This is a genomic window from Alphaproteobacteria bacterium, assembly GCA_019635875.1.
In the GTDB taxonomy this organism is placed as follows: Bacteria; Pseudomonadota; Alphaproteobacteria; order Reyranellales; family Reyranellaceae; genus JAFAZJ01.
In genome coordinates, this window is sequence record JAHBYP010000002.1 from 788,887 (window position 1) to 804,977 (window position 16,091).

Annotated in this window: 21 protein-coding genes; 9 read left to right on the forward strand and 12 right to left on the reverse strand. The window is 69.7% G+C overall.

Annotated elements, in window-relative coordinates; all coding sequences use genetic code 11:
- The first annotated feature begins 7 nt into the window (after positions 1–7).
- Positions 8–1,537, forward strand: coding sequence for a bifunctional 3-(3-hydroxy-phenyl)propionate/3-hydroxycinnamic acid hydroxylase (locus tag KF889_10015; GenBank protein MBX3499767.1), 1,530 nt, complete (start codon positions 8–10; stop codon positions 1,535–1,537).
- On the opposite strand, the gene KF889_10020 is transcribed toward KF889_10015, so the two are convergent.
- Positions 1,510–1,698, reverse strand: coding sequence for a hypothetical protein (locus tag KF889_10020; GenBank protein ID MBX3499768.1), 189 nt, complete (start codon positions 1,696–1,698; stop codon positions 1,510–1,512). The genes KF889_10015 and KF889_10020 overlap by 28 nt on opposite strands.
- Positions 1,685–2,131: a hypothetical protein gene (locus tag KF889_10025; protein ID MBX3499769.1), complete on the reverse strand. Its 447-nt coding sequence runs from the start codon at positions 2,129–2,131 to the stop codon at positions 1,685–1,687. The genes KF889_10020 and KF889_10025 overlap by 14 nt, the downstream gene beginning before the upstream one ends.
- A 103-nt stretch (positions 2,132–2,234) precedes the next feature.
- On the opposite strand from KF889_10025, the gene KF889_10030 reads away from it, so the two are divergent.
- Positions 2,235–2,951: a haloacid dehalogenase type II gene (locus KF889_10030; protein MBX3499770.1), complete on the forward strand. Its 717-nt coding sequence runs from the start codon at positions 2,235–2,237 to the stop codon at positions 2,949–2,951.
- Positions 2,952–3,068: 117 nt separating this feature from the next.
- On the opposite strand, the gene KF889_10035 is transcribed toward KF889_10030, so the two are convergent.
- The 3 genes from KF889_10035 to KF889_10045 all read right to left on the reverse strand — a co-directional run bounded on the left by KF889_10035 (position 3,069) and on the right by KF889_10045 (position 6,028).
- Positions 3,069–4,133 (reverse strand): DNA polymerase III subunit delta, encoded by a 1,065-nt coding sequence (locus tag KF889_10035; GenBank protein ID MBX3499771.1) that lies wholly within the window; start codon positions 4,131–4,133, stop codon positions 3,069–3,071.
- Positions 4,134–4,269: 136 nt separating this feature from the next.
- A complete protein-coding gene (locus tag KF889_10040; GenBank protein ID MBX3499772.1) occupies positions 4,270–5,145 on the reverse strand; it encodes a metal ABC transporter permease in 876 nt (291 codons plus the stop codon).
- Positions 5,146–5,284: 139 nt separating this feature from the next.
- Positions 5,285–6,028 (reverse strand): ABC transporter ATP-binding protein, encoded by a 744-nt coding sequence (locus KF889_10045; protein MBX3499773.1) that lies wholly within the window; start codon positions 6,026–6,028, stop codon positions 5,285–5,287.
- Positions 6,029–6,400: 372 nt separating this feature from the next.
- Between KF889_10045 and KF889_10050 the strand changes: the two genes are divergently transcribed.
- The 3 genes from KF889_10050 (at position 6,401) to KF889_10060 (ending at position 8,388) form a co-directional block, all read left to right on the forward strand.
- The gene (locus KF889_10050) at positions 6,401–7,159 is read left to right on the forward strand and encodes a DUF1223 domain-containing protein (GenBank protein ID MBX3499774.1); all 759 of its coding nucleotides are present in this window, start codon (positions 6,401–6,403) and stop codon (positions 7,157–7,159) included.
- A 51-nt stretch (positions 7,160–7,210) separates the two neighbouring features.
- A complete protein-coding gene (locus KF889_10055; GenBank protein MBX3499775.1) occupies positions 7,211–7,927 on the forward strand; it encodes an EI24 domain-containing protein in 717 nt (238 codons plus the stop codon).
- A 65-nt stretch (positions 7,928–7,992) separates the two neighbouring features.
- The gene (locus tag KF889_10060) at positions 7,993–8,388 is read left to right on the forward strand and encodes a hypothetical protein (protein MBX3499776.1); all 396 of its coding nucleotides are present in this window, start codon (positions 7,993–7,995) and stop codon (positions 8,386–8,388) included.
- A 39-nt stretch (positions 8,389–8,427) separates the two neighbouring features.
- Here KF889_10060 and gtdA read toward each other — a convergent pair whose 3' ends face one another.
- Positions 8,428–9,477: a gentisate 1,2-dioxygenase gene (gene gtdA, locus KF889_10065; GenBank protein ID MBX3499777.1), complete on the reverse strand. Its 1,050-nt coding sequence runs from the start codon at positions 9,475–9,477 to the stop codon at positions 8,428–8,430.
- A 48-nt stretch (positions 9,478–9,525) separates the two neighbouring features.
- Positions 9,526–10,314 carry a gamma-glutamyl-gamma-aminobutyrate hydrolase family protein gene (locus KF889_10070; GenBank protein MBX3499778.1) on the reverse strand — a complete coding sequence of 263 codons (789 nt, stop codon included), beginning with the start codon at positions 10,312–10,314 and terminating at the stop codon, positions 9,526–9,528.
- A 143-nt stretch (positions 10,315–10,457) separates the two neighbouring features.
- Between KF889_10070 and secB the strand changes: the two genes are divergently transcribed.
- Positions 10,458–10,928, forward strand: a complete 471-nt coding sequence (gene secB / locus KF889_10075; protein ID MBX3499779.1) for a protein-export chaperone SecB — start codon at positions 10,458–10,460, stop codon at positions 10,926–10,928.
- Between the two features lie 69 nt (positions 10,929–10,997).
- Here secB and dnaQ read toward each other — a convergent pair whose 3' ends face one another.
- The 5 genes from dnaQ to KF889_10100 are packed head-to-tail and all read right to left on the reverse strand — an operon-like array spanning position 10,998 to position 13,926.
- Complete coding sequence (gene dnaQ, locus KF889_10080) at positions 10,998–11,681, reverse strand: DNA polymerase III subunit epsilon (protein ID MBX3499780.1); 684 nt, start codon at positions 11,679–11,681, stop codon at positions 10,998–11,000.
- Positions 11,678–12,349, reverse strand: coding sequence for a dephospho-CoA kinase (gene coaE / locus KF889_10085; protein MBX3499781.1), 672 nt, complete (start codon positions 12,347–12,349; stop codon positions 11,678–11,680). Before coaE ends, dnaQ begins: the two co-directional genes overlap by 4 nt.
- A 4-nt stretch (positions 12,350–12,353) precedes the next feature.
- Entirely contained in the window at positions 12,354–12,692 is a 339-nt protein-coding gene (locus KF889_10090) for a type II toxin-antitoxin system PemK/MazF family toxin (protein ID MBX3499782.1), read from the reverse strand.
- Positions 12,682–12,912, reverse strand: coding sequence for an AbrB/MazE/SpoVT family DNA-binding domain-containing protein (locus KF889_10095; GenBank protein MBX3499783.1), 231 nt, complete (start codon positions 12,910–12,912; stop codon positions 12,682–12,684). Before KF889_10095 ends, KF889_10090 begins: the two co-directional genes overlap by 11 nt.
- Positions 12,913–12,951: 39 nt before the next feature.
- Complete coding sequence (locus tag KF889_10100) at positions 12,952–13,926, reverse strand: quinone oxidoreductase (GenBank protein MBX3499784.1); 975 nt, start codon at positions 13,924–13,926, stop codon at positions 12,952–12,954.
- 133 nt (positions 13,927–14,059) lie between these two features.
- Between KF889_10100 and KF889_10105 the strand changes: the two genes are divergently transcribed.
- From KF889_10105 to KF889_10115, 3 genes are read left to right on the forward strand one after another with little or no spacing between them, the layout of a single operon-like run.
- Positions 14,060–14,521, forward strand: coding sequence for a copper chaperone PCu(A)C (locus tag KF889_10105; GenBank protein MBX3499785.1), 462 nt, complete (start codon positions 14,060–14,062; stop codon positions 14,519–14,521).
- Positions 14,521–15,108: a Maf family protein gene (locus KF889_10110; protein ID MBX3499786.1), complete on the forward strand. Its 588-nt coding sequence runs from the start codon at positions 14,521–14,523 to the stop codon at positions 15,106–15,108. The genes KF889_10105 and KF889_10110 overlap by 1 nt, the downstream gene beginning before the upstream one ends.
- Positions 15,109–15,111: 3 nt before the next feature.
- Positions 15,112–16,014: a shikimate dehydrogenase gene (locus KF889_10115; protein ID MBX3499787.1), complete on the forward strand. Its 903-nt coding sequence runs from the start codon at positions 15,112–15,114 to the stop codon at positions 16,012–16,014.
- Positions 16,015–16,091 lie beyond the last annotated feature (77 nt).

Genomic DNA, 16,091 nt, shown 5'->3' on the forward strand with positions numbered 1-16,091 from the left:
AGCCGGGATGCTGCCGACCGATCCGGACTATCTGCACGACGTCGCCATCGTCGGCTTCGGCCCGACCGGCGCGCTGCTCGCCAACCTGCTGGGCCGCGCCGGACGCTCGGTGCTGGTGCTGGAGCGCGATCTGGAGGTCCATCCGCTGCCGCGCGCGGTGCATTTCGACGGCGAGGCGATGCGCATCTTCCAGTCGGCCGGGCTGGCCGAGGCGGTGCTGGGCGTGGCGCGGCCGTCGAGCAAGGGCATGCGCTTCGTCAACGCCGCCGGCGAGACGCTGATGGAACGCCGTGGCCTGGAAGGCGTCGGGCCGCAGGGCTGGGTCAACAACTGGTACTTCCACCAGCCGCGGCTGGATTCGGCCCTGCGCGACGGGGCGTCGGCCATGCCCAACGTCACGGTCGCGCTCGGCCAGGAGGTGGTGCGGCTGGACGAGTATGCCAACTACGTGCGCCTGTCGGCCGGCGCGCCCATCCGTTCCAGCGGTGTGACGCACCAGGCGCGCTACGTCGTGGGCTGCGACGGCGCGCGTTCGCTGGTCCGCCGCCACATGGGCGTCGACAACGAGGATCTCGGCCTGCACCAGCCCTGGCTGGTGCTCGACCTGCTCGTCGACCCCGCCTCGCCGCGCGCCCAGGCGCTGCCCGATCACACCATGCAGCTCTGCGATCCGGGTCGGCCGATGACCATCGTCCATGTCGGCGGAAGGCGGCGGCGCTGGGAGATCATGCTGATGCCCGGCGACGATCCCCTGGACGCGATCCGGCCGGAGAAGTTCTGGCCCCTGCTGTCGCGCTGGATCGCGCCGGAAGACGCCGTGGTCGAGCGCGCCGCGATCTACACCTTCCATTCGACGATCGCGCGGCAATGGCGCCGTCGCCGGTTGCTGCTGGCCGGCGATGCCTGCCACCAGACGCCGCCCTTCCTCGGCCAGGGCATGTGCGCGGGCCTGCGCGACGCCGCCAACCTGGCGTGGAAGCTCGACGCCGTGCTGCGCCGCGCCGCGCCCGATTCGCTGCTCGACACCTACGGCAGCGAGCGCATCGCCCATGTCCGCGCCTTCATCGATCTCGCGGTCTATCTCGGCAGCATCATCCAGGCCACCGACCGGCAGGGCGCCGCCGAGCGCGACCGGCATTTCCGCGAGCGGGGCGCCGAGATCTTCGACTTCCCGCAGCCGCAGCTCGGTCCCGGCGCGCACCAGGCGGCGCCGCCGCCGGCCGGCGTCGTCTTCCCACAGCCGCGCCTGCCCGACGGTCGCCTGCTCGACGAGGCGATCGGCTGGCGCTTCGCGGTGATCGGCACGGCCCAGGCCCTGGGCGCAGTCACGCCGCAGACGCGGCGGCACTGGCACGAGCGCGACATCGCGGTCATCGACGCCGGCGGGCCCACCATCGAGGCCTGGCTGGCCGCGCACGAATGCGGCGCGCTGATCCTGCGGCCCGACCGCTACGTCTTCGGCACCGCGCGCACCTCGGCCGAACTCGACGCCCTGACCAGCGCCCTGCCCTATGCGGCGACCGGCCGGGACAGGTAGTCGAGAATCTCGCCCTGGGCGCGCTCGATCTCGAGCCGGTAGCCGGAGCTGAGCGCCGACCACTCCTCGGGCCGCGCTGACTTGCGAAGTGTTTCCAGCAGTCGCTCAAGACGCGCCACGCGCTCGCGTGCAACAGCCAACTCAGTGTCATCGACGATCATCGACGATCTCCAGCAGACCTCGCCTGCGTCCATCACGGCCAATCTGCCATGTATCGAGGAACTCCGCCAACTCCGCCGGCGTCAGCGACCCTTCGCGAATCCAGAAGATGCTTGCCCCGAAACGTGCCTCGGCGTCGGCATGTGAGAACAGCGTCTGGGCTTCGCGTGAGGTGTCCTCGACGCGAAAGGCTTCGGCCATAACGAGGATGATGTCGACATCTCGTGGTGCCCGCTTGCCAGAGACAAAGCTACCGAAGGTCAGGAACCGTGCCAGGTGGTGGGTTGTCCTCGACAGATCGTACAAGAAGCGAAGCTTCATCAATGCATGGCGCCGCGCCTGAACGCCTTGACCGAATGTCTGCGCGACCTCGTCCCAGCGCGCCCGGTGGATGCCAGGGGGCAGTTCTCCGACACTATTGATAGGTAGGGTCAATTGCTACCTCGTCCCAGCACAGGTTTACCAGACGGCCGCGAGCTGGCGCGCCTGCTTTTGTGCGACCGACTCGCCTGCCATACTGACGGCGGGAGGATCATCCATGATCGCGGACATCAAGGCCTGCATCTTCGACGTCTTCGGCTCGGTGGTCGACTGGCGCTCGAGCCTGATCAAGGATCTGTCGGCCTTCGGCGCCGCGAAGAACATCAGCGGCGTCGACTGGACCGAGTTCTCGGTCGCCTGGCGCAGGATGTACCAGCCGGCGATGGAGGAGGTGCGCTCCGGCCGCCGGCCGTTCACGCAGCTCGACACGCTGCATCGCGAGAGCCTCTACGTGCTGCTCGACCGCTTCGCCATCAAGGGCCTGACCGGGCTCGACATCGAGCACATGAACAAGGTCTGGCACCGCCTCGATCCGTGGCCTGACTCGGTGCCGGGTCTCACGCTGCTGAAGACGAAATACATCATCGCACCGTGCTCGAACGGCAACGTGGCGCTGATGGTGAACATGGCCAAGCGCGCCGGCCTGCCGTGGGACTGCATCCTCGGCGCCGAGGCGGCGCGCGCCTACAAGCCGACGCCACGCGCCTATCTCGGCTCCTGCGAGCTGCTCAACCTGATGCCGCACGAAGTGCTGATGTGCGCCGCGCACAACAACGATCTGAAGGCGGCCAAGGCGCAGGGCCTGCGCACCGCCTTCTGGCCGCGCCCCGCCGAGCACGGTCCCGGCCAGACCACCGACCTCGCCGCCGATCCCGAGGCGGTCGACATTCCGGCGGCCGACATCGTCGACCTGGCGCGCAAGCTGGGGTGTTGATTCCCTCCGTCATCCTGAGCGCAGCGAAGGATCTCGCGGTCGTGCGAATGGGCACAGTGCTTCGACGTGACCGCGATACCGCAGGATCCTTCGCTGCGCTCAGGATGACGAGGAGTGCTACGCCCGCCGGCGCTGCAACCCACGCGCCGCCTGCGCCAGGCGCAGGCACAGCCGTCGCGCGATCGCTTCGTCGGGGAAGCCGGTGGTCTTGGTGTGCATGTCGGCTTCGAGGATCAGGCCCAGCGCGTCGGCCATGCGCGTGTCGGGCCACGTCCGCGCCTGGCGCAGGATCGTGTTGCGGCGGCTGAAATGCGGGCGCGGGAAGATGCGGGCGTAGGCGCCTTCGATGTTGCCGCCCGCAGCGCCCAGGCGATGCAGCATGTCGGCGTGGCGCTGCACGGCGCGCACGATCTGCGGTGCCTTCACGCCTTCGCCGATGACGCGGTCGAGCGCGCGGTCCATGCCGGCATAGTCGCCGTCGAAGGTGCGGTCGACCACGTCGTCGAGGCCGATCGCCGCGGTGTCGCCGATCACCGCCATCGCCTCGTCGAGGGAGATGGTGCGCGCCTCGGGCGATGCGCCCTCGCCGGCCGGGCCCTTGTAGAGCGCGAGCTTCTCCAGCTCCGAGCGCGACAGCGCGCGATCGCCGCCGAGATTGTCGATGAGAAATTCCTGCGTCTCGGCATCGGCGCGCAGGCCGAACTCACCCAGCACGCGCTCGACCAGCCCGCCCAGCGCGTCCTCGCTGTCGGGATAGCAGCCGATGGCGGCGCCGGCGTCGCTGCCGGTGACGCTCTTGCGCAGGCCCGATGCCGGCGCGAGGTTGCCGGCCTCGAGCACGATGAGCGCGTCGCCGGCCGGCGCCTCGAGCAGCGCCTCGACGGCGGCCAGGCATTCCTCGCCAGCGGGCCGCACGCGCACCACGCGGCGGCCGCCCATCAGCGACATCGACTGGAACTCGTCGGCCAGCCGCGCCGGATCCTGCTTCAGGGCGTCACCGGTGATGTCGACGACGCGGAACGGATCGGCGAGGTCGGGACAGACACTGAGCGCCAGGGCCTTGCCGCGCTCGGCGACCAGCCCGTCGTCGCTGCCGAAGAGCAGCACGGCGCGCAGCGCGGCGTCGGGTTTCCTGGCATAGCCGCGCAGGAAGGCTTCGGCCTGTGCCGCCTTGATCTCCATGCTGGCAGCTTAGAGCAATGTCTGGGCGGATTGAATCAGGAGTGTCATCCCGAGCGCAGCGAGGGATCCAGGGAGATGTCCGGATCCCTCGCTGCGCTCGGGATGACAGGGCGGCGCCGAATTCGGGCTCGTCGCTCTAGCCGTGCAGGTGGGCCGGACGCGAGAGGCGTTGACGCACCGAATCGCGCGCGCCCAGCAGCAGCGAGGCGATGTAGCAGGAAGCCGCCGTCAGCACGATCGACGGGCCCGAGGGCAGGTCGCTGTGGAACGACACCAGCAGCCCGACATAGCTGGAGAACAGGGCGATGGGTGCGGCCACCAATGCCATCGACGGCACGTCGCGCGTCCAGAACGAGGCGGCGATCGCCGGCAGCAGCACCAGGCCGAGCGCCATCAGGGTGCCGATCGCCTGGAAGGCGGCGACCATGTTGAGCACCGCCAGCGCCAGGAAGGCGTAGTGGAAGATCGCGCCCTTCTCGCCCATCGCCACGAGGAAGCCGGGGTTGAAGCACTCCACCACCAGCGGGCGGTAGATGATCGCCATGCCGACCAGGGTGATGGTCGCGGTCGTCGCCACCAGCAGCAGCGACAGATCGTCGACGGCGAGGATCGAGCCGAACAGGATGTGCATCAGATCGACGCTCGAGCCCCTGAGCGAGACCATGGTCACGCCCAGCGCCAGCGCGGTGAGATAGGACGCGGCGAAGCTCGCGTCCTCGCGCAATGAGGTGAAGCGCGCGACGACGCCCGACAGCAGCGCCACCAGGATGCCAGCGGCGAAGCCGCCCGCGCCCATTGCCGGCAGCGACAGGCCGCCGAGCAGGAAGCCGACCGCGGCGCCGGGCAGCAGCGAATGGGCCAGCGCATCGCCCATCAGGCTCATGCGGCGCAGGATCAGGAACACGCCGATGGTCGAGCTGCCCACCGACAGCGCCAGGCACGCCACCAGCGCGCGGCGCATGAAGCCGAACTCGACGAACGGCCCGAGCAGGAAATCGTAGAGGGCTTGCATTCGCGATCCTTACCTTCCCCCGGAGGGGGAAGGTGGCGCGGAGCGCCGGATGGGGGATGTCGAAGACGAACGCGGGAGTCCGTCTTCGACATCCCCCTTCCGCCCTTCGGGCACCTTCCCCCTCCGGGGGAAGGGAAATTCAGTCGGCCGCGCGCAGGCAGGCATCGGCGTCCTCGTCCCAGGCTTCCGCCATGGCGCGCGCGCGCAGCAGGTTGGCGGCGCTCAAGGTCTCGGCGGTGGGGCCGGCAGCGACCAGCTCGCGCGCCAGCAGGATGGCGTCGGGGAAGCGGGCGCGCGCCTGCTCGATGTCGTGCAGCACGCACAGCACCGTGCGGCGATCGGCGTGCCAGCGCTGCACCAGCGCCATCAGGTCGGTGGTGGTGCGCGCGTCGATGGCGTTGAACGGCTCGTCGAGCAGGATGATCTCGGCGTCCTGCAACAGCACGCGCGCGAACAGCACGCGCTGGAACTGGCCGGCCGAGAGCGTCGAGATCGGCCGCTGCTCGAAGCCGCGCAGGCCCACCGCCTCGATGGCGTGGATCGCGTCGTGCCTGTCCTTCGCGCTGGCGCCGCCGAAGCCGCCGATGCGCGCCCACCTGCCCAGCAGCACGACCTCGAGCACCGAGATCGGGAAGCTGCGGTCGATGTCGGAGATCTGCGGCAGGTAGGCGATCTTGGCGCGGCTGCGGCCGGCGAGATCGACGCTGCCCTCGACCTTGCCGACCTCGCCGATCACCGCCTTCAGAAGCGTGCTCTTGCCGGCGCCATTGGGCCCGACCACGGCGGTCAGCGCACCCTCGGCGACGTCGAGGCTGACGTGATGGATCGCCGGATGGCGCTCGTAGGCGACCGTCAGGTCGCGCAGGCTGAGCGCGGCGCTCATGCCAGCGCCCACAGCACGGCCAGCCAGATCGCCGCGACCGGCACCAGCGCCCAGGCGATCCGCCGTGCGGCGCTGAAGGAGATCAGAGCCGTCGCCAGATCGGAGGACAGGTGGTGGTGGTGCGTGGCCATCGGGTCTGCCGTGTCAGAGCGCAATATTATAACATAGGCTGAGCGAGATTTGGCGTATCGACCGACCTGTTGCAAGGCGATTCGGCCGAGGGACAAACCGCCTCTACATCTGTAAATAGTTGTGCCGTCCAGCCTGGGCCGGCCTTGCTTCACCGGCATTTGAACCGGATTGGTTCGTTTCGTGAACGGGTTGGCCGGGAAGTGATTGGCGCCGGCCCCATGCAATAGGCACATTCGCAGCATGACCACCCGACGCCAGTTCGCTCGTTTTGCCGCCGGTGCGGCGCTGGGCGGGCTGGGCTTCGCTTCGCATCGCTCGACCTTGGCTGCGAACCCCCTGCCCAACGCACCGGTCGTGGTCGAGCTGTTCACCTCGCAGGGCTGCTCCTCCTGCCCGCCGGCCGACCGGCTGCTGGGCGAGCTGGCGCGCCGGCCCGACGTGATCGCGCTTTCGTTTCATGTCGATTACTGGGACTACATCGGCTGGAAGGATCCGTTCGCCACCGCGGCGACGACCGCGCGCCAGCACAGCTACGCCCAGGCCCTGAGACAGCGCTACGTTTATACGCCGGAGATGGTGTTCAACGGCGCCGCGCACGATCCGGGCACCAATCCCGCCCGCGTCTACAAGATGCTGCGGCAGGCCGCCGAGCGCGCCGGGGCGCGGTGCAATCCGGTGCTCGACGCGCTGAGCGGCGGGCGCGGCCTGGTCGAGCTGCCCAGGATGTCGGGCGTGCCGTTGTCCGACATCTGGCTGCTGAGCGTCGATCCCCGCCATGTCACGCCGGTAGGCCGCGGCGAGAACCGCGGCACGACGCTGACCAATTTCAACGTGGTGCGCTCGATCGAGAAGCTGGCGACCTGGACCGGCGAGGCGACCCGCCTGACCGTGCCCGCCGACAAGCTGGCGCCGGGCGCAGCCATGGTGGTGCTGGTGCAGACGACCGAGCACGGACCCATCCTGGGCGCGGCGCGGCTGGACCGTCTGGCCACCAACTGAGCTTGGCGAGACGCCTTGGGCCGGTCACGCCGGCCCCCTATATTTGTCGCCATGTTCTCCGCTATCGAGAAATCCTTCGGCCAGCTCCTCGACCCGAAGCTGCGCTGGGTGGTGCTGAAATCCCTCGCCCTGGCGCTGGTGCTCTACATCGTTCTGTGGCTGCTGCTGCGCTGGGCCGGGCGATCGATCCCGAGCGTCGATATCGGCTGGCTCGACTGGGCACTCGGCTGGCTGGCCAGCCTGATGGCCTTCGTCGCGCCGCTCCTGCTGTTCCCGGCCTTTTTCGGCATGATGGTCGGCCTGTTCCTCGACGAGGTCGCCGACGCCGTCGAGGCGCGCCACTATCCGCAGCTGGGCGTGGCGCGCGGCACGCCGATCTGGAGCGGCATCTGGTCGGGCGTGAAGTTCCTGCTGCTGATGCTGGGCGTGAATCTGCTGCTGCTGCCGATCTATCTCGTTCTGCTGTTCATCCCGCCCACCGGCCTGATCCTGTTCTATGCCGTCAACGGTCACATGGCCGGGGCGATGTACCACGAGGGCGTCGGCCTGCGCCGGCGCACGGCGGCCGAGACCAAGAGGCTGCGCTCGGCCGACAGCGGACGCGTGTGGCTGACCGGCATCCTGATCATGCTGATGGGCACGGTGCCGTTCCTCAACCTGCTCGCCCCGGTGGTCGGCACGGCGATGATGGTGCATGTCGCCGGGGCGTTGCGACAGCCGGTGGTGCCGCCGTCTTTCCCGGACGCATCGGCGCAGCGCGTTGCCTGAGGCTTTGCGCGCCCGCACCGGGCGCGTAAGGTGTCGCCGTCCGCATGCCCGCAAGACCAGGAACGATGCGCCTCGCTGCCCTCGCGCTCTGCGCCCTTTCGCTCGCCGCCTGCGTCAGCGATTCCAGCGGCGGCCGCACGGTCAGCCAGTATTCGCTCAGCACCGCCGAGCCCGGCGTCTTCACCTCGAGCAACGCCGGCCAGCCGATCGCGATGGAGACGCTGCGTGGCATGGACGAGCGTCGCGTCGCGCAGACCTTCGGCCGCCCGGTCTTCGCCCGCGAGGACGGCCCGTCGCGCCTGCTGCGCTTCCGCAGCGATGCCTGCGACCTCGACCTGTTCCTGTACCAGGCGGGCGGCGGCTGGCAGGTGCGCCACGCCGAAGCGCGCGATCCGCGCCTGCGCGCCCTGCCCGTCCATCGCTGCGCCGGCTCGGTCGCGGCGCAGAAGCGCACGGCGTAGCGGCTGCCTTCATCGGACCGCCGGCGGTCCCGGGTACGGCTACTTCCCGCCGCGGTCCTCGCGCCACAGATCCAGCCGTTCCTGGATCGGCCGGTCGGAGAAGCTGAACAGCACCGACTCGGCCGAAGCCTTGTGCGTCACCGTCATCCAGCTCGGCACGATGAAGTGATCGCGCTTCTTCCAGCGGATGACCTGCTCGCCGATCGTCGTTTCGCCCTCGCCTTCGACCACCGAGACCACCGTGCCGTCGGTGCTGCGATAGGGCGCGGTCGCGAAGCCCTCGGGCAGCAGCTGCATGAAGGTGCCCATGGTGGCGATCGGCGCGCCGCCGGTGGCGGGGTTGACGTAGCGCAGCTTGTGGCCGTGGCAGGCATCGGGCGCGCCGGCCCTGGCCAGGCGCGCCAGTGCCTCGCGGGTACGGGCATAGGGATAGTTGAAGATCGGCGAGGCCTGGCGCGAGGCCTTGTGATCGACCGGCAGCAGGCCCGCGGCGTAGCGCGCGTCGGAATCGCCTTCCGGCCGCGTCACCGCCTGCTCGTCCTCGGCGCCGTTCTCGGCGAAGCCGGCGTTGAACATCGCCACGATCGGGATGTCGAGGCCGTCGAGCCAGACCATCGGCTTGGACGAATCGTTGCCGTGATCGTGCCAGGTCCACGACGGCGTGATGACGAAGTCGCCCTCGCGCATGATGGTGCGCTCGCCGTCGACCGCGGTATAGGCGCCCTCGCCCTCGACGATGAAGCGCAGCGCCGATTGCGTGTGGCGATGGCTGGGCGCGATCTCGCCGGGCAGGATCAGCTGCAGGCCGGCGTAGAGCGTGGGCGTGGCGCAGGCCGTGCCCCTGAGCGCCGGATTCTCGAGGATCAGCACGCGGCGGATCGCTTCCTTGGCGGTGATCAGCGCGCCCGACTCGATCAGGTAGGGCCGCACCCGCTCGTAGCTCCAGTGTGCCGGCACGTACTTCGGCGAAGGCGAAGGCGGCACGAGCTGGTGCATCGACTCCCACAGCGGCGCCATCGAGAGTGCGCCGATGCGCTCGTAGAAATCGCGGCGGGCATTGGCGCCGGTGCGCGCGGGCTCGGCAGTCATGGGGCGCTCCATCCCGATCGGGGATGGCCACTATAGCGCGCGCCGGCGCTACTCGGCTGCGGCGCGTAGCGGCAGGCCGTGGCGTTCGGCCATCCGCGCGCGGCAGGCCTCGCCGAAGGCATGGAAGATGGCGCGCGACAGCGGGTTCTCCAGCGCGCGGTGCTCGGGATGCCATTGCACCGCGAGCATGAAGCCCGCCGCGCCCGGCAGGCTGATCGCCTCGACCTGGCCGTCGGGCGCCACCGCCTCGACGCGCGCGCCAGGCGCCACCTGGGCGATGCCCTGGCCGTGCAGCGAGTTGACCTCGGCGTGCTTCAGGCCGGTGATGCGCTGCAGGAGACCGCCCTCGGCGATGTCGATGGCGTGCGCCGGCGCCACCTTGTCCTCGAGGCTGTCGACGCGCGGCGAGCGGTGGTCCATCCGCCCGGGAATCTCCTCGACATGCGCGTGCAGCGTGCCGCCCAGGGCGACATTGACCTCCTGGATGCCGCGGCAGATGGCGAGCAGCGGGATGCCGCGCGCGATGGCGCCGCGGATCACCGGCAGGGTGGTGGAATCGCGCGCCGGATCGGCCGCGACGCCCGGCCGCGGATCGCGGCCGCCATAGTTGAACGGCTCGACGTTCGAGGGGCTGCCGGTCAGCAGCACGCCGTCGACGGCGTCGAGGATGCGATCGAGATCGAGGCCCTGATCGCCGACCCCGACGGCCGGCAGCAGGATCGGGGTGGCGGTGACCGCCTCGACGACGGCCCTGACATAGCGCTCGCCGACCGAGTGGATGGTCCACGCCTTGATCTGGCGGCGGCAGGCGGAGATACCGACAAGGGGACGCGACATGGCGGGAACATTTTCCGCCGCGCCGCAAGGGCGGGCAAGCGCAATAGCCGCAGGGATCGCATGTCCATTCGGGGCGGCTTGCCTTGTACCGGCCGGGCGGCGCGTGCTACGCGGGCCGCGCCCCCTTCGCAGGAAGATCCGAGATGAGCGACACCAACCAGCCGGCCGGCCAGGCGCCGATCACCATCCACGGCCAGTACATCAAGGACATGTCGTTCGAGAACCCGCGCGCGCCGCAGAGCCTGCAGCTCACCGCGCCGCCGCAGTACAACCTCAACGTCCGCTGCGATGCGCGCAACCTCGAGCAGCCCGGCATGTTCGAGGTGACGATGAGCGTCGAGCTCGACGGCAAGGACGACCAGGGCCAGATGATCTTCATCATGGAGCTGGCCTATGCCGGCGTCGTCAGCGTCGGCGCCGTGCCGCAGGAAGCGATCGGGCCGATCATCGGCATCCACGTGCCGATGCTGCTGTTCCCCTTCGCCCGCGCCATCATCACCGCGACCTTGAGCCAGGCGGCCCTGCCGCCGCTCCTGCTGCAGCCGGTCGATTTCGCCGCGCTCTACCAGCAGCAGATGGCGCAGACCCCCAGCACGCCGGTCGGGCACGCGTAGGCGGCCCCGTCATCCCGGGCGTTGCCTGGATCCCTTGCTGCGCTCGGGATGACAGTAGCTGCGCCGTTGTCACTTCAGCCAGATCGGCTCGCTGAGCTTCTTCAGGAAGGCCTCGTGCGCCGCCAGCTCGGCGGCCGACGGCGCATGCACGCGCGCTTCGCGCACGACGCTGACCGCCACCGCGCCTTCGCTCACCTGCACGGTGACGGTGGTGGTGGTGGCGGCGAGGTCGAGGCCGCGCTGGCGGCCGCCATTGAGCTCGACATAGACCTCGGCGAGCAGCTCCGCGTCGAGCAGCGCGCCGTGCCGGGTACGATGGGCGTTGTCGATGCCGAAGCGCTCGCACAGCGCATCCAGGCTGTTGCGCTGGCCGGGGAACTTGCGCCGCGCCACGCTTACCGTATCGACGAAGGCGTTGCTCAGCGCCGGCCGGCCGATCCGGTCGAGCTCGGCGTTGATGAAGCCCAGGTCGAAGGCGGCGTTGTGGATCACCAGCGTGGCGTCGGCGACGAACTCGAGGAAACCTTCGGCGACGTCGCCGAACAGCGGCTTGTCCTGCAGGAAGTCGACCGACAGGCCGTGAACGGCGAAGGCTTCCTCCGGCATGTCGCGCTCGGGGTTGAGGTAGCTGTGCCAGGACCGGCCGCTGGGCATGCCGTGGATCAGCTCGACGCAGCCGATCTCGACCAGCCGGTGGCCGGCCCGCGGATCGAGCCCGGTCGTCTCGGTGTCGAAGGCGATTTCACGGGTCATGGCGGGCGGCCTCGGCGGCTGCGGGCGAGCTCGGCCGTGCGTCGCTCGTAGAGCGGCCGGCCCGGCCAGAAGCGGCCCTTGCGATTGCGGAGTTCCTTCAGGGCCCGGGCGAGCGCCGCGCGGGTCGGCCCGATGCCGGCGTTGCTGGGCAGGACGAAATCGGCGTGCCGGCGCTTGATGCTGTCGGGGACCTGGCGGCGGTGGATGTCGTCGAACTTCTCGGCCGTCATCCCGGGGCGCGCGAGGACGCGCTGTTTTTGCAGGAAGTAAGGAGAACTGACGACCATCGTCGCATCGACCCGGCGATGGCCGTTGCCTTCGAACAGCAGCGGGATGTCGAGCACGACGATCGGGGCGCGGCGCAACGCCCATTTCTTGAGGAAGGCGCGCTGCCGGCGGCCGACAAGCGGATGGACGATGCCCTCCAGCCGGCGCAAGGCGGCGGGGTCGCCAAACACCTTGGCGCCCAAGGCGGCGCGGTCGAGCACGCCGTTCTTCACCGAGCCGGGGAAGGCCGCCTCGATCGGCGCCAGGGCCTCGCCGCCGGGCGCCTGCACGGCGTGGACCGCGGCGTCGGCGTCGTAGACCGGGATGCCCATGCTGCGCAGCAAACGCGTGGCGGTGGACTTGCCCATGCCGATGGAGCCCGTCAGGCCGACGATCATCATCGGCTCATTCGTCCTCGCCCAGCGCCGAGCGCAGGGCGCGGCGCAGCGCCTTGGCGTCCTTGCGCGCCAGCTCTCCCAGGCGGCGCTCGGCCTTGGCGTTCTCGACCACGAACAGCTTGAGCCGCACCACCGACGGCACCGGCAGGCCGGCGGTCTGCAGGTCGACGATCGGCACGTCGCTCGACCAGCCGCCGGCCGAGCTGGTTACCATGGCGCACAGCGTATGGCCCTGGCTGATGTTGAAAGTGCGGGTCGACAGCACGACCGCGGGCCTCCGGGCGGAGGGCTGCGCGTCGTTCAGCGGATGCGGCAGCGCCACCACGTCGTAGCGGTCAAAGATCACGGTAGGCGTCCTCGTCGGCCGGGCTGGCCCACTCGGTGAGGTCGGTGCCGACCGCCCCGCCGGGCGCGGCCTCCGATTGCGGGGCGATCCTGTGCAATACCGCCTGCTGGTCACCCAGCGCGAAGGATACCAAGTCGCCATCCTGCAGGCCGAGCGCCGAACGCACGGCCTTGGGGATGGTGATCTGTCCTTTGCTGGTGATCCTGCTGATCAGCCGCATTCCTTACTTTCCACCATGGAAGTAAGGAAGTCAACCGCGCTAGGGGATCAGAACCGTCTGACCGGTCGTCTTGCGGCTTTCGAGGTCGCGATGCGCCTGCGCAGCATCCTTCAGCGCATAGGTCTGGTCGATGGTGATCTTGATCTTGCCGCTCTTGACCATCTTGAACAGCGCCTTGGCGCTGCCCTCGAGATCCTTCCGCGTCGAGGTATAGGCGCCCAGGCTCGGCCGGGTCAGGAAGGCCGAAAGGTTGCCGCCGAGGACCGCCGGCGCCACCGGTGGCACCGGCCCCGAGGCATTGCCGAAGCTCGCCAGCGTCCCCAGTGGGGCGAGGCATTTCAGCGAGATGTCCCAGGTGTCCTTGCCGACACCGTCATAGACCGCGGGCACGCCCTTGCCCTTGGTAATCTCCTTGACCCGCGCCACCACGTCTTCCTTCGAGTAGTCGATCACCCAGGTGTAACCATGCTTCTTGGCGATCGCCGCCTTCTCCGGCGAGGACACCGTGCCGATCGCCTTGACGCCGATCGCCTTGGCCCACTGGCCAAACAGCAGCCCGACACCGCCGGCGGCGGCGTGGAACAGCACGATGTCGCCCTTCTTGCACTTGTGGGTGCGGCGGATCAGGTACTCCGTCGTCATGCCCTTGAGCATCATCGCGGCGGCCTGCTTGTCGCTGATCCCGTTGGGCACCTTCAGCAGGAGGGCGGCGGGCAGCACACGCTCCTCGGCATAGGCGCCCGGCCCGCTGCCGCAATAGGCGACCCGGTCGCCCTTCTTGAAGCCCTTCACCCTCGGCCCGACCTCGAGCACCACGCCGGCACCCTCGCGGCCGATGCAGTTGGGCATCGGCACCGGATAGAGACCGGAGCGCGTATAGATGTCGATGAAGTTCAGGCCGATCGCGGTATGACGGATGCGCACTTCGCCGGCGCCGGGCTTGCCGACCTCGACATCGGTGTATTCCATCACCTCGGGTCCGCCAGCCTGCCGGATCTGCACTGCCTTGACCATGGGAGCCTCCCCTCGCCTGTCGCGACGCGGAGCCTAGTGCAGCCTCGCGCCGCTTGCCACCGCGACAGCGCAACGCTTGCGCGATTGTCTTGTGCCGCGTAGGCGTCGCGGCCTGATCCGTCAGGAGTTCGTCATGCGTCGCCGTTGCCTGCTGCTCATCGCCGCCCTCGCGCTGCCCACCATCGCCGTCGCCCAGGGCACGAGCCCGCTGCGCATCGAGCAGCCCTTCGCGCGCGCCACCGCGCCGGCAGCGCGCGCCGGCGGCGCCTACATGACGATCGTCAACGGCGGCGCCAGCGCCGACCGCCTGCTGCGCGTGGAGTCGACGGTGGCCGCCCGGGCCGAGCTGCACACGGTGATCAAGGATGGCGACGTGATGCGCATGCGTGAGGTGCCGGGCATCGACGTGCCGGCCAACGGCAAGGCGACCCTCGCGCCGGGCGGCTTCCACATCATGCTGATGGAGCTCAAGGCACCGCTGAAGGCCGGCGACAGCGCGCCGCTCACTTTGGTGTTCGAGAAGGCCGGCCGCATCGAGGTCGCGGTGCCGATCCTGCCGCTGGGCGCCCAGCCGGCCAACGAGCACAAGCACTGATGCGCCTCGTCCTCGCCTCAACCTCGATCGCGCGCCGCGCGCTGCTGTCGGGTGTCGGGCTCGATCACGAGGCGCTGGCGCCCGACATCGACGAGGCGGCGGAAAAGGCGCGGCTGGGCGACATCCCCGGCGCTGCCCTGGCGGCGGCGCTCGCCGATCTCAAGTCCCTGGCGGGCGCGCGTCTGCGGCCCGGCGCGCTGGTGATCGGCGCCGACCAGACGCTGTCCTGCGACGGCGCGCTGTACGACAAGCCGGTCGATCTCGCCGAGGCGCGTTCGCATCTGCTGCGCCTGCGCGGGCGCACGCACACGCTGCACGCCGCGATCTGCGTCGCGCGCGACGAGCGCGTGATCTGGCGCCATCTCACCGCGGCGCACCTGACCATGCGCGCGTTCTCCGACGCCTTCCTCGACCACTACGTCGCGCTCTGCGGCGAGTCGCTCACCACCTCCGTCGGCGCCTATCGCCTCGAGGGCCCGGGCCCGCAACTCTTCGAGCGTATCGAAGGTGATTACTTCACCATCCTGGGTCTGCCACTATTGCCGCTGCTCGACTTCCTGCGCGGTGCCGGGGTCGCCCGGAACTGAACCATGACGCCCGACTTCGCCACCCTGCTCGCCGCCGCACAGGACCGACCCTTCGCCTTCATTGTCGGCTGGCCGGTCGAGCATTCGCGCTCGCCACTGATCCACGGCTACTGGCTGCAGGAGCGCGGCATCGACGGCTTCTACGGCCGTCTCGCCGTGGCGCCGGGCGGCGCGGCGCTGCGCGCCACGCTCGATTTCATCCGCAGCACGCCGCATGCGCGCGGCTGCAACCTCACCCTGCCGCACAAGATCGATGTGCTGGGCATGCTCGATCACGTCGATGCCGGCGCGACGCGGATCGGCGCGGTCAACACCGTGGTGAAGCGCGCCGACGGCACGCTGGAGGGACGCAACACCGACGCCTTCGGCTTCATCGCCGCCCTGCGCGCCGGTGCGCCGAGCTGGAAGCCGGACGCGGCGCCGGCGGTCGTGCTGGGTGCCGGCGGTGCGGCGCGCGCGGTATGTCACGCGCTGGTCGATGCCGGTGTACCTGAGCTGCGCCTGCTCAATCGCACGCGTCAAACGGCGATCGACCTCGGCGCGCAGGTGACGCCGAAGGACGGCCGCACGGTGGTGATCGACAACTGGGATCGGCGCGAGGCCGCACTGGGCGGCGCGGGGCTACTGGTCAACACGACATCGCTGGGCATGAAGGGCATGCCGCCGCTGGAGCTCGATCTCGCCGCGCTGCCGGGCTCGGCGGTGGTCGACGACATCGTCTACGTGCTGCCGCTCGAGACCCCGCTGCTCGCGGCCGCCAGAGCGCGCGGCAACCTCACGGTCGACGGCCTCGACATGCTGCTGCACCAGGCGCGGCCGGGCTTCGGCGCATGGTTCGACGTCGCGCTGCCCGAGGTGACGCCGGCATTGCGCCGCGCCGCCGCCGGCGATCTCGGCGCGCGCTGAGACGCTCTGTCATTCCGAGCGCAGCGAGGAATCCAGGGAGACGTCCAGATTCCTCGCTGCGCTCGGAATGACGGTAA

Bases quoted from the DNA above. Each gene is read 5' to 3' on its own strand.
- KF889_10060 (MBX3499776.1), top strand. From the start codon at position 7,993: ATGCGCCTCGCTGCCCTCGCGCTCTGCGCCCTTTCGCTCGCCGCCTGC.
- KF889_10100 (MBX3499784.1), bottom strand. From the start codon at position 13,926: ATGGTCAAGGCAGTGCAGATCCGGCAGGCTGGCGGACCCGAGGTGATG.
- gtdA (MBX3499777.1), bottom strand. From the start codon at position 9,477: ATGACTGCCGAGCCCGCGCGCACCGGCGCCAATGCCCGCCGCGATTTC.
- KF889_10035 (MBX3499771.1), bottom strand. From the start codon at position 4,133: ATGGAGATCAAGGCGGCACAGGCCGAAGCCTTCCTGCGCGGCTATGCC.
- KF889_10015 (MBX3499767.1), top strand. From the start codon at position 8: ATGCTGCCGACCGATCCGGACTATCTGCACGACGTCGCCATCGTCGGC.
- KF889_10115 (MBX3499787.1), top strand. From the start codon at position 15,112: ATGACGCCCGACTTCGCCACCCTGCTCGCCGCCGCACAGGACCGACCC.
- KF889_10105 (MBX3499785.1), top strand. From the start codon at position 14,060: ATGCGTCGCCGTTGCCTGCTGCTCATCGCCGCCCTCGCGCTGCCCACC.
- KF889_10070 (MBX3499778.1), bottom strand. From the start codon at position 10,314: ATGTCGCGTCCCCTTGTCGGTATCTCCGCCTGCCGCCGCCAGATCAAG.
- KF889_10020 (MBX3499768.1), bottom strand. From the start codon at position 1,698: ATGATCGTCGATGACACTGAGTTGGCTGTTGCACGCGAGCGCGTGGCG.
- KF889_10095 (MBX3499783.1), bottom strand. From the start codon at position 12,912: ATGCGGCTGATCAGCAGGATCACCAGCAAAGGACAGATCACCATCCCC.
- KF889_10030 (MBX3499770.1), top strand. From the start codon at position 2,235: ATGATCGCGGACATCAAGGCCTGCATCTTCGACGTCTTCGGCTCGGTG.
- KF889_10040 (MBX3499772.1), bottom strand. From the start codon at position 5,145: ATGCAAGCCCTCTACGATTTCCTGCTCGGGCCGTTCGTCGAGTTCGGC.
- secB (MBX3499779.1), top strand. From the start codon at position 10,458: ATGAGCGACACCAACCAGCCGGCCGGCCAGGCGCCGATCACCATCCAC.
- KF889_10045 (MBX3499773.1), bottom strand. From the start codon at position 6,028: ATGAGCGCCGCGCTCAGCCTGCGCGACCTGACGGTCGCCTACGAGCGC.
- KF889_10110 (MBX3499786.1), top strand. From the start codon at position 14,521: ATGCGCCTCGTCCTCGCCTCAACCTCGATCGCGCGCCGCGCGCTGCTG.
- dnaQ (MBX3499780.1), bottom strand. From the start codon at position 11,681: ATGACCCGTGAAATCGCCTTCGACACCGAGACGACCGGGCTCGATCCG.
- KF889_10050 (MBX3499774.1), top strand. From the start codon at position 6,401: ATGACCACCCGACGCCAGTTCGCTCGTTTTGCCGCCGGTGCGGCGCTG.
- KF889_10055 (MBX3499775.1), top strand. From the start codon at position 7,211: ATGTTCTCCGCTATCGAGAAATCCTTCGGCCAGCTCCTCGACCCGAAG.
- coaE (MBX3499781.1), bottom strand. From the start codon at position 12,349: ATGATGATCGTCGGCCTGACGGGCTCCATCGGCATGGGCAAGTCCACC.